Source organism: Hungatella sp. L36 (genome assembly GCF_014288035.1).
This window is the reverse complement of sequence record NZ_JACOPC010000004.1, coordinates 294,941-309,472: the sequence shown is the minus strand read 5'-3', so window position 1 is coordinate 309,472 and position 14,532 is coordinate 294,941. Positions and strand designations below refer to the sequence as shown.

The window sequence follows — 14,532 nt, the reverse complement described above, 5'->3', positions numbered from 1 at the left end:
TTACCGGTCTGAATCTTTGCTGCACATGGCCAGCCTGTGCTGGTATTTCTCTTTCGTAGCCAGGCCTCCCCGGATGTGACGCTCGGATTTGTTGATGTCGAGAATCACTCTAGCCCGGGCTGCCAGGGAAGGATTGATGTGCTCTAAACGGTCTGTTACATCCTTATGTACCGTAGATTTGGAGATACCAAATTTCTTCGCCGTCTGCCTTACCGTAGCATGATAGTCTATGATGTAGTTGGCTATGGCAACTGCACGCTCTTCAATATATTCCTTCAAGAAAATCCCCCTGCTTAGGACGTTTTTACAATCTTATGCGGGGGGAATATTGAATATGCCATGCCGTCTTTCTTAATTCAGAATTAAGCATCCAAACTGCGTTTTCCCCACGCTGTATTTGACATTCCCCCCACTTGCAGTTAGACTGTAACAGAGACACTTCTTTATAAAATTACTTATAAATGAAAACTTACTGCACACGTTCACACGTTTTGAGAGGAGGCCGCATGATGGCTGAACCATATAACATTTTTATCGAGGGAATACCAGGCAGCGGCAAATCGACCCTGTTAGACACCCTGTCCCGGCACTTTACAGACTACCGTGTATATCGGGAGGGCGACATCTCCCCTGTCGAGCTGGCCTGGTGCGCTTATATGAGCGAAGATGCATACCGGCAGTCCCTCCTCGATCTGGCGGATATGCGCGGCGAGGTGGAACGGAATACCATAAAAGAAGGGGTTCAATACATCGTTCCCTATACGAAAATAAAAACCGGCAATTTCCACTTTTACGAATACATGGAGAAATTCGAAATCTATGGCGGGAGAAAGGATCCTTCCGAATTCCGGGAAATCATCCTGCGGAGATTCCGGGATTTCCACTCAAACGGCAATGTATTTGAATGTTCGTTTTTCCAGAATATCATCGAGGAACTCATGCTGTATGCAATGTTCAGCGATCAGCAGATTATAGATTTTTACCGGGAGCTGGCGGCGCTGCTGGATTTATCCGCGTTTAAGCTGATCCGTCTCGTTTCGCCGGACATCAGGCAGTGTATCCAGACCATCAAAGAAGAGCGGGTCAATCCGGAAGGCGAAGAAGTCTGGTATCTCATGATGATCGATTATTTAAGCCGTTCCCCCTATGGAGCAGCGCATCAGATTCAGGGCTTTGAAGGCATGGTCAGCCATTTTAAACGCAGAATCGCGCTGGAAAGCGAAGTTATGAAGCTTCTGCCTGCCGGGTGCTGCTTTGATATCGAAAGCAAGCACTATGATACGGCGGATTTGCTGCGCATTTTCTGATCCGGGTCTGCTGGAGCTGCTTCATCAGCACTCTGTTACGGAAATTGAAATCATTGGAACAGATGGCTGCTGCTGTGTGGCCTCCAGTGCCGTAGATGCCTGTAAATCAGGCTTTCACGTAACTCTCCCCTGCGAATTCATCGGCGTACGAAATATGGCAAAGTTTAAAGAAAGAAAAAAGAAACTGGCGGAAGATGGAATTACCATTCTCTAATGAAACAGGTGGAAAGGAGCAGTGCTCCCTTCCACCTGTTTTCTTTTCACGAACAATCCACTCTGTAAAATACTCTATTCTTCCGTCAGAACAAACGGATACTCATAGTCTTTGATATATTCCAGAAGGCCCAGGTCCCGTTCTGCCACTCTGGAAACCACATTGACCCGTTCATCGGCGTCAAGTTCCGTAAGCACGATCTGCATCTCCCCCATATATCTGCCGTAGCCCGTGTTGTCGATAGTGATGGTGCCTCTCGGCCGTGCTCCCGTCCGCCCCGGCTCAAACTGCCTGCGGTTCACTCTCCTGTATTCATTGGAACGAAGGACATCGGCCGCCACGTCCACGCGGTTATGGTGGATCATGTTCAGAATGCTCTTCTCTTCCGTGTTCTCTGTGCACAGTCTGATGATCCCGCTGCCAAACAGTTCTTCCAGCTTACCAAAGGTATCCGGCTGCAGGTCAAAATCTCCCAGAATCACCTTTTCTATTCCATAGAGATGCTTCATTTCCAAGTATGCCTGCAGCGGCGGCATGGTGCGGTGAGCCTCCAGTGTCGGCAGGCCCTCGAAGATCGTCCCTCTCATCTCCTTGTCCCCGGCGATGAATACGGCGGTCTCGATTCCCCTTGAGAACAGCCACTCATTTTTCCGGACAAAATAGCGGATATCCAGTCCGGTGTTCTTTCTCGGATAATAGTTGTACCACGCCTCAAAATCCCCGCGGTATCCGGCGTCTTTCAGTTCCCCGATCTGCTCGTCGTCGATCGTACTGGCATTGAGCACGATCTTAAAGGCCTCCGAAAGCCGGACGATCTCCTGTGCCGTCATCCCATTATCGATCCGCAGGCCGGTGACTCCTGCCCGCTTTAACTCGTCCGCCGAAAAGTTCCGGAAGGTCCTGGGGGAGACGTCCACCACAAACTCCTGCATGTGCTCCCGTATGTATGCCCCGGCCTGAAACAGGTTTTCCTTCACGGTCTCTGCATTTTCTTCCGGAATCTGCACGGAGGCAAAGACCACATCCGCATTTAAGCGTTTCATCTTCTCTAAATATCCGGTTAATTCCGACGGAGTCTTTTCCGTCAGTGAAATCGTAACTCCAAACATGTCTTTTCTCTCCGTTTCCCGCTTCCTATGCCATCTCGAGATCTTCTAAGTCCGTCACTTCCCGCTGGGCCTGCGCCGGCACACCAAAGAGGTACGTCGCCGCAAATCCCACCGCGTAGGAAATCAGCAGTCCGCCCACATAAATCATCCATTTATGGTCTGCAATCAACGGGATCATCAGGATTCCGGTTGCTCCGATGGAGGTAGCGCCCACATTGCCAAACGATCCGATAAACGCGCCGCCGAATCCCGCGCCGATGCACGCCGTGATAAACGGCTTTCCAAGAGGAAGCGTAACACCGTAGATTAACGGTTCTCCGATTCCCAGAATACCTGCCGGAAGTCCGCCCTTGATGATGTCTGTCAGCGGCTTATTTTTTCTGCATTTAAACCACAGGGCAAACGCTGCGCCGACCTGTCCGGCGCCGGCCATGGTCAGAATCGGAAGCAGTATGGTCATTCCGGTCTGATTGATCAGTTCCACATGAATCGGTGTCATAAAATGGTGCAGCCCCAGCATAACCAGCGGCAGCCAGACCGCAGCCAGTATAAATCCGGCGAATGCTCCGCCGATTGCCAGCAGCTTCGTTACTACGAACAGGATTCCGTCTGATACCCAGCCTGCAAACGGCATGATGAAGAAAATCATTATGAGGGCCGAGATAAATAACGATAAAAATGAAGTTGCAATTAAATCAATGGATTTCGGCATGATGTCGCTCAGCTTCCGGTGAATGACCGACAGAATCCATACTGCAAGGATCACGCCGATCACACCGCCCTGTCCGGGCCGCAGTGCCTCACCGGTAAAAATATTGAGGATCGGCGCGTCCGCGCTCATTCCGGTCAGCAGAGCCACTGCGCCCAGGGCGCCGCCAAGTCCCATGTCCGTCTTGAATTCCCGGGCCGCGTTGATTCCCACGTAGATCACCAGATAGGACAGAACACCGGCTTTAATCACCCTTAATACGGTCACCCACTGGTTGAAATCCGCGCTGAGCATTCCCTCGCTGATCATGGTTCCCACGATGGACTGAAGTCCCGCCATCAGTCCGGTGGCAATGAATGCAGGCGCCAGTGGAATAAAGATATTGGAGATGGTCTTAAGAAGCAGCTTTCCCTTGGAAACCTTCTGTTTTTCCTTTATCACGGCCTTATTGTGGGCCGCAATCTCCTTCGCCCGGTCCTTGTTGGACACTGCCCCTGACGGAGAAAGGATTTTGTTGATCTCCTCCGTAATCTTTGCGGCGGCTCCAGGTCCCACGATGATCTGGAACTGTGCGTCGATATTGACTCCCAGCACGCCCTTTAACCCCTTGATCCGGTCAACCTCCGCTTTATCTGCATCCGCCAGCTCCAGCCTTACCCTGGTCATACAATTGTTCGCCGCGATAATGTTCTCAGCGCCTCCTGAATACTGGATAATCGACTGCGCTAACCCCCCGTACTCTTTCATAGTAATTCTCCTTTCGTCCTCTGTCCTCTAATGACTGATTTCCTGATTTACAAGCTGCAGCGCCTTGCCTGCCCGGCCTCCGGCCGCTTCCAGCAGAGCCTTCGCCTCCTCGCGGGAGACTGAAGCCTTAATCATCACGATGGCTGTCTTGGCATCGTGGTGTGCGGCCTCAAGCATTTGAACCGCCGTCTCCTCACTGCATTCCGCCGCTTTCATGACGATGTTGACCGTCCTCTTCTCCAGCTTGAAGTTGGTTGATTTCATGTCCACCATGAAGTTTTTATACGTCTTTCCGTTCTGGATCATGCTGACCGATGAAATCATGTTTAATACCATCTTTTCCGCGGTTCCCGCCTTCAGCCTCGTCGATCCCGCAATAATCTCCGGTCCCGTCTTCAGCTCCACTGCGATGTCCACGCATTTGGAGATTTCAGCATTTCCATTGCAGGAGACGGCGCCTGTACAGCATCCGATGCTCTTCGCATACCGGACCGCCCCGATCGCATAGGGGGTTCTGCCGCTGGCCGTAAGCCCGATCACCAGGTCCCCGGAGCTTAATCGGATATTTTTCAAATCCGCCTCTCCGCCCTCCAGATCGTCCTCCGCGCCCTCTTTTGCCCGGATAAAGGCATTTTCACCGCCCGCTATGACGCCTACTACCGTGTCATAGGAGACTCCGAATGTGGGCGGGCATTCGACCGCGTCCAATATTCCCAGTCTTCCGCTGGTTCCGGCTCCGGCGTAGATAATTCGCCCCGATGATGCCAGCGTCTTCGCCGCCTGTGCTACCAGTCTTTCGATCGAATCCAGAGACGCCTTCACCGCGTTGACCACTCCGGCGTCTTCCATATTCATAACCTCCAGGATCTCTCTCACCGACATGTCGTCCAAATCCATGGTTCTTTTATTTCTCTGTTCCGTCATTAATTCTTCTAAATTCATTCCATTTCAATCTCCATTTTCCGGCTCCGGCACCATCAGGAACGCACTTTTTTCATCTGCGTTTTCTCGATTCTCTCAATGTTATTTTCATAATCCAGTTTGATGTATGCAGAATACAGGATATCGATCACATGCAGCTGCGCCAATCTGGAAGTCATCGCTGCGCTGCGGACGAGATATTCTGAGGAGGCCACCCACAGTTTATAGTCCGCCATTACAGACAGATCCGACTCCGCAAATCTTGTGATCGCGATGACCGGCACCTTATGTTTCTTTAAAATAGCAGCAATATCAAGCATCTCTCTCGTCAGACCGGAATAGCTGATGATGATTCCGACTTCCTCACTGTTCATGTTTTTGGCGATTACAAGCTGCGATTCGAAATCTTCCTCGCAGCAGCTCATCTTATTCACCCGCATGAATTTACTGTGGGCGTCCTTTGCCACCAGCAGAGAGCTGCCGACTCCGAATAATGAAATCCGGCGCGACCGGTCAATCAGCTTTGCACACTTCTGCACGGTCTCCAAATCCACCAGTTCCCTGGTTTTCTCCAGCGCGGCCATGCTCCGGTATACAATCTTATCAATCACATCCTCCAGCCCGTCATTCTCCTCGATATCCCGGTCGTAGTTGATCTCCGGCGCTTTCCGGTTGGCAAGTTCATACGTAAGGGACCGCGTGAAATCCTTGTAACCATCGAAGCCAAGCTTTTTACAGAGGCGTATAATGGTGGACGCCGACGAGTAGGTGTCTCTCGCAAGCTGATGGATGGTGGACACCGAAGCCTGGTCCGCGTGATCCCTGATGTACTCAATGACGTTGGTCTCGGCCTCTGTCGCGTCCTTCGCGTACTCATTTAATCTGACTAATACGTTCTTCATATTGCTCCTTTTCCTGCATTATACATCATGCAATTTTATTGTCAATTATTTCGCTTTTTGTTGAAACTTTATTTCATTCGTTGGAATATTTTACCACATTTTGACGAAATACGTGACATATTTTTTGCATTTTCAGCAGAATTGCACTGTGTTTTTCTTTCTGTATAAAAGAACAGAGACCGCGAAGCCATAATTTCTGGTTTCACGGTCCCTGCCGCATTACAAATCCATATTCTATTTCCCTTACTCTGCGAAACGAGGAAAACGCAGGGTTCCCCGCGGACTGCCCTGCGCGTCTACTCTCCCGCAGATTATTATTTCAGAACAAACAACCGGAAAAGTGAAATAGAAAGATACCTGGAACGGCCCCGACTGTCCCCTTCCGAAATGTCTCACAGTTACATTATATATTTACCAGCTTCGAAGCGGCTCCGTTTGTAACCATATTCTCAATTTACAGGAATCCTTCCTGCAATACAATAGGGTGTGTAGAATTTTGTCGAATCTTTGCGAATTTTGTCGAATGTGTTTTCCCGCTCACTCTGCACGAAAAGAAATGTGATCCGTTCTCCCGCTGCGGCGCTTTTCATCCGACTCAATCCAGTCATCCAGGGTGAGCGGTATATAATCCGAAAACATACAGAAGCAGTTGATCATCTGACACGGAACGGAAAGCGGCGGGCCGCCGTGGCAGTCCGGCCGTTGGGCGCGCCTGGTCTCATCCTGATACCGGTTCACCAGCGCTTCGTCAAAGGTATCATGCACGTGGCCGTACAGCATATAGGCCCTGGGCCGCCCCTCCTCGTCCTTCCGGTACTGGCCGTTGTAACAGATCATGGGGTAATGGCTTAAGATCACCTTTCTCTTATTATCCCGGAGTTCCGCATAAGGCTTCACCCACTCCAGGCGGCTTCTGTCAAACTGTCTGTCCGCCAGATACGAATCGTGATTCCCTTCAATCAGGCAGATCCGGCCTCTCAGCTGACGCAGAATCCCGTTGGTTTCCTCGCCGGTACCGAGGGACAGATCTCCCAGCACGACCACCTCATCCTTGTCCCGTATCCTGCTGTTCCACTGGTGAATCATATGGGCGTTCATCTCAGCAGCATTTAAAAATCCCCGGTGATCCATCTGGTAATTTAAGTTTTCATGGTAAAAATGCAGATCGGATATATAATACCGCATAACTACGCCCTCCTTCCTGTTCCTGCTTATTTAAGTAAATTATACCCGATCCGCTGCCATTTCACAACCCGCACATAATAGAAAGGAGATGGCCCGGCTGCGTTTCTCAACGCATCCGGACCATCTCCTCAAACTGCCGTGCTTTCTCCAGGAAGTCTTCCCGGCGCAGTTTTCCCCCGGCCATCAGCCAGGTATAGTCATAGTAATTAGGCAGAATCTCCAGTCCCATCATTTCCTTGGCAAACGCGTGGGCCGCGATCTCGCTGCACCGCAGGATTCCCGCCTGCCGCCTGCGCCCGAAGAGCTTTACAAGCTGCACCGGTTCCAAATAGTCGGAGACAAATCCATGGCTGTAGTAAGGCTGTGTTCTGTCATCCTTTATCTCACCGCTGTGATACTCCAGATAATGGAAGTATTCATGGGCCAGATGGACGGCCAGCGCCACCTCTTCTCCGATCACATAATCGCAGCTGTGCTTCGCCAGCTCCGCGATGGACTGCTTATACATCAGGACCTTTGCGCTTCCGTCCTTCCCATATTCACTCTGGGCCCGGAAGGAGACGCCGTAGTTTTCCCCGCTGGCCTCCTGATAAATGATCTCGATTCCCGCTTCCTCATACAGCGCGAAGATGCCGCCCGCCCCCTTTACTTTTTCGGCGGCTTCCCGCCCAAGGCGCAGAGGTTCTTCCACGTAATAGCGGTACTTATCTTCCGGTATCCTTTTAAACAGCAGGTCGTTGCTGAGTTCAAACATACCCAGGACTTCATCCGATATCATTTCCGAGCCCCCCTTCTTTACTATTTATATGCGACTGCAATCAGCTCTTCGCCGTCCTCCAGCCCTTCAATTTCCACATCCAGGATGGAATTTAACTGTTCTGCGCTCTGCATTCCCGTCAAATCCAGCATCTTCTCCCGATAGAAGATGAATACCTTTGGGATGGTGGCGTTGGCGTCGGAGAAGGTGGTATTGGCATCCAGAAATTCCGCGAACACGTCACCCTTTCTGGCCTTGGCAAATTTTAAGTAAGCCGCCTTTTCCTTCTTAAGCCTTACCACGCCCTCCCGGTCGATGACACAGAGGCGGCGGCTCTTCTGGCTGAATACGCCGAGGAATTTCTTCTTTAACACAGACTCATAGACGTTCCAGCGGCCCGATGAGGCCACACAGTTGGTGTCTTCCGGCGGCGTTCCCAGCGCTTCCGCCGAGATCTCCCTAAGCTGCTCCGGCTTTAGATCCGCGGCCGCCAGGTCCTTCTGCCGCAGCTCCGTGGCGCCTGTCGCTATGGCCCGCAGAATATTCTTCTGCGCGTCCACCTCGATGGTCACATCCACGGTTGCCTCATTGGCGCCGGATTTCACGATCTTCTCAATGATATCGCGGCGCATTTTCTTGATATCGTCATCTGTGGGATTGGCGATGGTTCTCTCCATCTGTTCCCGGACCATGGCCAGCGCCACGCCGATGGTTGAGATATATGGTGCGTTCTTTGCTATTTTCCACTTTACATTCATGCGTTCTGCCAGAGAATGGACGATTACCGCGCCGGAGCCGCCGCCGCCCACCAGGGTTACAAACCGGGTATCCAGCTCATACTCATCGATCAGCTCTTCCACGACCGCCGCCAGCTTATCCATGGCAAGATCCATGGTCTGTCTGGCCGCCTCTTCTCCGGTGCATCCTAGATACGTTCCCAGCGCGTCCCAGGCGGCTTTCGTCGTCTGTGCACTGCCGCTCGCGTAGTCGCCCTCCGGAATGCAGCCCAGCAGGTTGGCAGCTCCGGCCAGCGTCAGGGAATACTCCCTTCCGGCCGGGTTCTTCACCAGCACATACTCCTTCGGATCGTCCTTTCTGGGGCTGACAAACAGCACCTCCGATCCGTCCAGTTCGCCGTCCTTCTGAAAACATTCATACTCTTTCCCGGCGATATGAGCCGAACGTGGGCCGATATCCGCTATTTTTCCGCCGTTTACGCGCACCATGGAGCCGCCCGCCACGCCCAGTGTCCGGACGTCAAGCGACTGCAGATACGTCTTATGGCCGCCCACCTGGGCGTATTTGATCATGACTTTTCCATTCTTAATTACCGAGATATCCACGCTGGTTCCGCCTGCCTCGAAAAAGATTCCGTCTGAAATCTTTTCATACATCAGCGCTCCCGCCACGCCGGCCGCCAGACCGGAAAGCATGGTGAGAATCGGACGTTTCCGCACCTCATTGATGCTCATGACACCGCCGTCGCAGCGCATAATCATCAGTCCGGACTGAATCTTCGTATCCACTACGGCCCGCTCCGTCATGTTGGCGGTCTCCATCATCTTCGGAATCAGGGATGCGTTGACCACAGCCGTCCTGGTCCTCATCTTCAGACCGTAGAGCTGGGATATCTCATGGCCGCCGGTACAGTAAAGGCCCTGATTTTCGGCATTTTCCTGTACCCGCAGTTCATTTTCAGGATTATCCACGCTGTAAGCCTCGGAAGCGACTATGACCTCCGCGCCCGCGCCGCGCACCTCGTCGATGGCGGCCTGAATGGTTGAATCGTTCACTGATTTAGAGTCGATAAACGTATGGCTCGTCTTTAAGAATTTACCCGGAGCCAGTTCGATGTCACCTACATTTGTCTCATTCCTGGCGCCTCTTGAGTCCATGCCGGTTCCCATGCCGATGATGCCAACATTTGCTACGTCTCCCTCCAGCAGCGCGTTGGTGGCCTGTGTCGTGCCATGGGCGATGAAAACCACATCCTCCGGTGCAATTCCAAGCTCCTCCATCAGCTGGCTGATGAGCGCCACTACGCCTGCCGCCACGCCTTCCTCATGGGTGGTCGGAATCTTCTTCTTCGCAATCACTTCATACGTACTGCTGTCAATGACGACCGCGTCCGTGAAGGTTCCTCCCACATCAATTCCTATCCTTACTTTCTTACTCATAATTGTCAAACTCTCCTCTTCCTCAAAAGCACGCCTGCACGGTACGGGCATTATAATACGATAAAGCTTGCAACGATCAGGCCCGCAAGTGTGGAAACTGCGATCCAAAGAATCGTCTTCTTTAAATAATCATTGACATCCGTCTTCGTAAAATCAGAGATCCATACGTTGTGTGAATTGGTCGGATCACAGACAGCCTGAACGTTGGAGTCCAGTCTCAGTGCAACCATGGCTGCAACCGGGTTCATGCCGCAGGAAGCCAGCAGAGCCACGATACCAGAGCCGAGTCCCCATACGTTTAACGGTCCGCGGTAGATAGCTAACGGGGACAGAAGGCCGAATACCAGTACAAACATAATCGCACTTGACGGGATAATTGCTTTGATTACCGGCTCTAAGACAGCGGCGACCTCAGGAGCCATAACTGCTTTTAAAACCATACCGATACCAATCATCAGGCCGCAGGCGCCTGCCGTCTCCTGGATTCCTTCTACGAAGGAGCTGGATACGACGTGAACGGCATTTTTCGGTGTTGCAAGAATCAGAGTTGCCACGATGCCGATTAAAATAGCGGCTACTAATGGAAGCTTAAATGCGAATACGAGCACAACAGGGATCAGCGGGGAAATCAGTGCGATCGAGCGGACATTTTTATCACCGCCCATATCGGAAGCCGGCATTGCCCATGCCTTTCTCTTCTTGCCGCCGGATTTCACCATCACGTATACCATGATGACGGCTACTACGATCAGCGGAGCTGCGCAGAGGAAGGAATACTGTGTAACGGTCTCCAGCGGAAGTCCCAAAGTATCGATGTAAACACCCAGCGTTCCGACGGAAAATGTAACGCCGACGCCGTTGCCCAGCAGCAGGATCGTTCCTGCAACCAGTGGGCTTAAGCCAGCGCTGATCATGATCGGAACAATGATGGTTCCAACCAGAATGAACATACCCAGACCGTTGGAAGCCGCGAAAATAACAGAAGTTACGATTAAAAATGCATATGCGATCGGAAGCGGTTTGTCTCCCGCCATCTCGGCTGCCTTCCTGATAATGGTATTGGTAATGCCCACACGGCTCAGTACCTTTCCGAAAAAACCGCCAAAGAACAGTCCGGCAATCGCCGTACTCATACGCATGGCGCCTGCTTCCAGAACGTCCTTTGCAATGCTGAACTCACCGCCCATAAACGGAATTCCTGCAATCAGTGCTATGCCCACAGCCATGATCGGCAGAGCCAGAATAGTCGGCAGCTTTCTTGTCATCATCAAGACTACCATTAAAACGAATAACCCCAATATTCCAATAACCTGAATTGTCATCTGAAAAATCCTCCTCATTCATTACTTTTTCAACATGTTTTTTTATTTTCCATTACTTTTCTTACAGATCCAGATATGCGCCCTGCTCCTTCAATCGTTTTTGCAGCTCTTTTCTGCTGACTTTAGAGACGTCTCCATCCCCTTTGGCAGCCAGGGCCGCCGCCACTCCTGCCGCGTGTCCCAGTGCTCCGGCTGTCGGCGTCGTCCGGATAGCCGCCTGCGCCTCAAAGGAAGCGGAAATGCACCGCCCTGCTGCCAGTAAGTTCTTAATCTCCTCGCAGTACAGCGTCTCATACGGAATGCTGTAGTACGTCCCCTTTTCCGAAAGGAAGCGGCTGTCCGTCCCCACGCCCTTGGGATTGTGAATGTCGATGGGATAAGCGGAATGGGCGATGACGCTGTCAAAGCTTCTCCGCTCCAGTATATCTTCCGCTGTCAGAGTATACTTACCGGAAAGCTGTCTGGATCCCCGCACGCCCACCCGGGGGCCGGTAAATTCCAGAACCGCATTCTGAAAGCCCGGAACATGTCTGCGAAGGAACCGGTCCAGCTGTCTGCACTGGCGTCTTCCCGTCACCTCAGCGTCGCTTAAGCTCGCCGCGTTCACGGCGTCGTGGCCGATGATTCTTGTGGTGTTCACGATGTACTCTCCAGGACGGTCCGTCTCGAAACAGAGTACATCCTCCCGCCGGATCTCCAGTTCCCCTCTCTCCCGGGCCTCCCGGAACTCATCCTGGAACCCGCAGAATGAAAAACGGCTTACGGTATCCATCAGCTCCTCATTCCCCTGATGGCGGGAGAAATCGGCGATATGCGTTCTGATATGCTCCTTGATCGCTTCCGTGTCCACATTCAAATACTTCATGTTCATGGTCATGGGCTGGGCAGCGCCGTCGGATTCTCTTCCCTTTGTCATGGGCGCCCCCGCAAACGCAGCCACATCGCCGTCGCCGGTTCCGTCTATGTATACCCTGGCCGATACGCTGTGGATTCCGTCCTTATTGCACACGGTGAGGGACTCGATCTTCCCCTCCCCGCATACCGCGGCTCCGATAAACGTATGGAACAGAACCGTGCAGCCTGCCTCCGCCGTCATCTCATCGAGCACCACCTTGAGGCCTTCCGAGTTGAATGGTGTCAGGTAGCTGATGTACTGCATCGTGTCGTAAATATGGCCTGTGGAATATCCGTCGGTTTTCAGCCGCTCTACAATCTCCTCCATAATGCCGCGGATCACCTGCTTCTCGCCTGCGTGAAACGTCATCATGGGGCCGACGCCGCATCCGGTCAGCGCCCCGCCCAGATAAGCGCCCTCTTCAAGAATCAGGACATCCGCTCCCAGACGGCCGGCCGCGATGGCAGCCACAGTACCGGATACCCCTCCGCCAGCTACAATCACATCGTACTGTTTCTCATAGCCAAACTCCTTCATACTTTCTCCTTTCCTGTAATCATAACAGCAGTTCTGAAAGTGATTTTCATTACAAATCACTTTTTTCATTCACCTTCGGTTCATTTTGTGCATATTTGTCATTTTATCGTTGGTACTGCCGTTATTTTTATGGTTTTATACTATCATCATTTTCATTAGCTGTCAATATATTTGATTTATATTTTCATTACCAATCATTATTTGCAAATATTTTGCAAATATGGTATACTGAAATAACGAAAAAAGGAGGATTTTATGGTATCGACCGTTATTTCTAAAATCATCTCCATGCAGCCCAACTTCACTGTGAGCGAGAACGCGATCAGCCAGTACGTTATAGGTCACGCCGAACAGATTCTTACCACGACAATCACCGCTCTGGCGGATGAAACCGGCACTTCGGAGGCCAGCATCAACCGCTTCTGCAAAAAGCTGGGATATAAAGGATTCAATGGATTAAAGATCGCATTGGCCCAGGAAAGTTTCTACAATAACATGGTTCAGGAGACGCCCTCCTCCGGCGGGAACTTTATCGCCTCCGTCACCTCCGACTACCGGAGCATGTTAAATAACACGGCGGCCCTCCTGGACGAAAGCACGGTATTTAAGGCCGCGGAAATGATCAAAAATGCAAAAAATATAAACTTATACGCCCTGGCCAACACCACATTCGCCGCCAGGGAGTTCCGTTACAAGCTGGAGCTTGCAGGGATCCGTGCCAAAGAGTACACCGACCCCTTAAGCATCAGTCTCCAGGTCGCAGGCACGTCGCCCGGCGACTTATCCATCTTCATTGCGCGCAGCATTATGATGAAGGATATCTATCAGGCGGCCAACGCATCCATTGACCGCGGCGGGAAGAACCTGACCATCACGAGCGTAGATTCCCCGAAGCTGAACGATATCGCGGATTACAAATTTATCGTATCGGACAAGCTGATCGCTAATAACACCACAGCGCTTTCCGATAATCTGATGTATCTCTATGTGACGGATATCATCTACAGCGCCCTCCTGAAGAGTGACAAGGCGCTGAGACAGAAGAAGCTAAGCAGCGACGCGCTGATCAACAACAGCCAGACGATGGATTCTTATGTGTTTGAATACTAGTACAGCGTTGCATAACTAGAGCGTGTTTGAATATCAGAGCGTGTTTGAAAATTCATTCCCGCCATCTGCACGCAAAAAAGGCAGCGTAAGCGAAAACTCACTGCCCTGTCTTATAACAAAATGGTTTCCGGAGCCTGTCACTCCGGAAACCATTTTTATATTTCATTTACTATTCCATTTTTCTCTCTAAAGCGCCTTCATAAACTCATATGTAAATTCCACCGCCCGGCAGGTCAGCGCTTCGCATCTGTGAGGCGGATCATCTGGTGAAAATCCGCCCGGACGCAGATCGAAGCATGTCAGGGATCCGAACTCGCCGGAAAATGCTTCCGCAAACCGGTAACAGGTGGAAACAATCCGCTCCTCCTCCCAGCCAAGCCCATTTAAATAAACTCCGGCAAACATGAGACTGCCTTCCACCAGTCCGCACTGCGCCCGATAACCGCCTGCACCGTGAAGGCCGACGGCGGCGTTCAGCGTCTGGGGCTCATATGTCACTCCGAACAGCTCGCCCAGGCAGATCAGCATGGTCCTGGCACAGTTGACATCGCAGTCCCAGTACAATTCATGGACCTTTTTCTCAATAAACGCATTCATAACGCAATCTCCTCCGTCTGCTTTGCACCATCTCTCATCTCTC

General features: G+C 51.6%; 14 protein-coding genes. 3 read left to right on the top strand and 11 right to left on the bottom strand.

The annotated features are described in order from the left end of the window. Positions 1-279: a sporulation transcriptional regulator SpoIIID gene (spoIIID, locus tag H8S80_RS12955; RefSeq protein ID WP_002601848.1), complete on the bottom strand. Its 279-nt coding sequence runs from the start codon at positions 277-279 to the stop codon at positions 1-3. Positions 280-506: 227 nt separating this feature from the next. On the opposite strand from spoIIID, the gene H8S80_RS12950 reads away from it, so the two are divergent. Together H8S80_RS12950 and H8S80_RS12945 are read left to right on the top strand one after the other, a co-directional pair. Then, on the top strand, positions 507-1,307 hold the full coding sequence (locus H8S80_RS12950) for a P-loop NTPase family protein (RefSeq protein ID WP_243007878.1): 801 nt from the start codon (positions 507-509) through the stop codon (positions 1,305-1,307). Further along, positions 1,276-1,521 (top strand): isochorismatase family protein, encoded by a 246-nt coding sequence (locus H8S80_RS12945; RefSeq protein ID WP_051079279.1) that lies wholly within the window; start codon positions 1,276-1,278, stop codon positions 1,519-1,521. Before H8S80_RS12950 ends, H8S80_RS12945 begins: the two co-directional genes overlap by 32 nt. Before the next feature lie 74 nt (positions 1,522-1,595). Here H8S80_RS12945 and H8S80_RS12940 read toward each other — a convergent pair whose 3' ends face one another. The 9 genes from H8S80_RS12940 to H8S80_RS12900 all read right to left on the bottom strand — a co-directional run bounded on the left by H8S80_RS12940 (position 1,596) and on the right by H8S80_RS12900 (position 12,782). Further along, positions 1,596-2,630 carry a MupG family TIM beta-alpha barrel fold protein gene (locus H8S80_RS12940; RefSeq protein ID WP_117631165.1) on the bottom strand — a complete coding sequence of 345 codons (1,035 nt, stop codon included), beginning with the start codon at positions 2,628-2,630 and terminating at the stop codon, positions 1,596-1,598. A 25-nt stretch (positions 2,631-2,655) separates the two neighbouring features. Next, positions 2,656-4,086, bottom strand: a complete 1,431-nt coding sequence (locus H8S80_RS12935) for a PTS transporter subunit EIIC (protein ID WP_117631163.1) — start codon at positions 4,084-4,086, stop codon at positions 2,656-2,658. Between the two features lie 27 nt (positions 4,087-4,113). Next, positions 4,114-5,028, bottom strand: a complete 915-nt coding sequence (gene murQ / locus H8S80_RS12930; RefSeq protein ID WP_002601852.1) for an N-acetylmuramic acid 6-phosphate etherase — start codon at positions 5,026-5,028, stop codon at positions 4,114-4,116. A 35-nt stretch (positions 5,029-5,063) separates the two neighbouring features. Then, the gene (locus H8S80_RS12925) at positions 5,064-5,909 is read right to left on the bottom strand and encodes a MurR/RpiR family transcriptional regulator (RefSeq protein WP_117631161.1); all 846 of its coding nucleotides are present in this window, start codon (positions 5,907-5,909) and stop codon (positions 5,064-5,066) included. Between the two features lie 537 nt (positions 5,910-6,446). Next, entirely contained in the window at positions 6,447-7,094 is a 648-nt protein-coding gene (locus H8S80_RS12920; protein WP_117631159.1) for a metallophosphoesterase family protein, read from the bottom strand. Between the two features lie 106 nt (positions 7,095-7,200). After that, positions 7,201-7,872: a hypothetical protein gene (locus H8S80_RS12915; protein WP_117631157.1), complete on the bottom strand. Its 672-nt coding sequence runs from the start codon at positions 7,870-7,872 to the stop codon at positions 7,201-7,203. 20 nt (positions 7,873-7,892) lie between these two features. Then, positions 7,893-10,028 (bottom strand): hydantoinase/oxoprolinase family protein, encoded by a 2,136-nt coding sequence (locus tag H8S80_RS12910; protein WP_181987913.1) that lies wholly within the window; start codon positions 10,026-10,028, stop codon positions 7,893-7,895. 50 nt (positions 10,029-10,078) lie between these two features. Beyond that, a complete protein-coding gene (locus H8S80_RS12905; protein WP_002601857.1) occupies positions 10,079-11,350 on the bottom strand; it encodes a hypothetical protein in 1,272 nt (423 codons plus the stop codon). A gap of 61 nt (positions 11,351-11,411) precedes the next feature. Then, positions 11,412-12,782 carry an FAD-dependent oxidoreductase gene (locus H8S80_RS12900; RefSeq protein ID WP_117631155.1) on the bottom strand — a complete coding sequence of 457 codons (1,371 nt, stop codon included), beginning with the start codon at positions 12,780-12,782 and terminating at the stop codon, positions 11,412-11,414. Positions 12,783-13,037: 255 nt separating this feature from the next. Here H8S80_RS12900 and H8S80_RS12895 point away from each other — a divergent pair, with 255 nt between their 5' ends. Continuing rightward, on the top strand, positions 13,038-13,892 hold the full coding sequence (locus tag H8S80_RS12895; protein WP_002601860.1) for a MurR/RpiR family transcriptional regulator: 855 nt from the start codon (positions 13,038-13,040) through the stop codon (positions 13,890-13,892). 186 nt (positions 13,893-14,078) lie between these two features. Here H8S80_RS12895 and H8S80_RS12890 read toward each other — a convergent pair whose 3' ends face one another. Beyond that, on the bottom strand, positions 14,079-14,489 hold the full coding sequence (locus tag H8S80_RS12890; protein ID WP_117631153.1) for a C-GCAxxG-C-C family protein: 411 nt from the start codon (positions 14,487-14,489) through the stop codon (positions 14,079-14,081). Between the last annotated feature and the right edge of the window lie 43 nt (positions 14,490-14,532).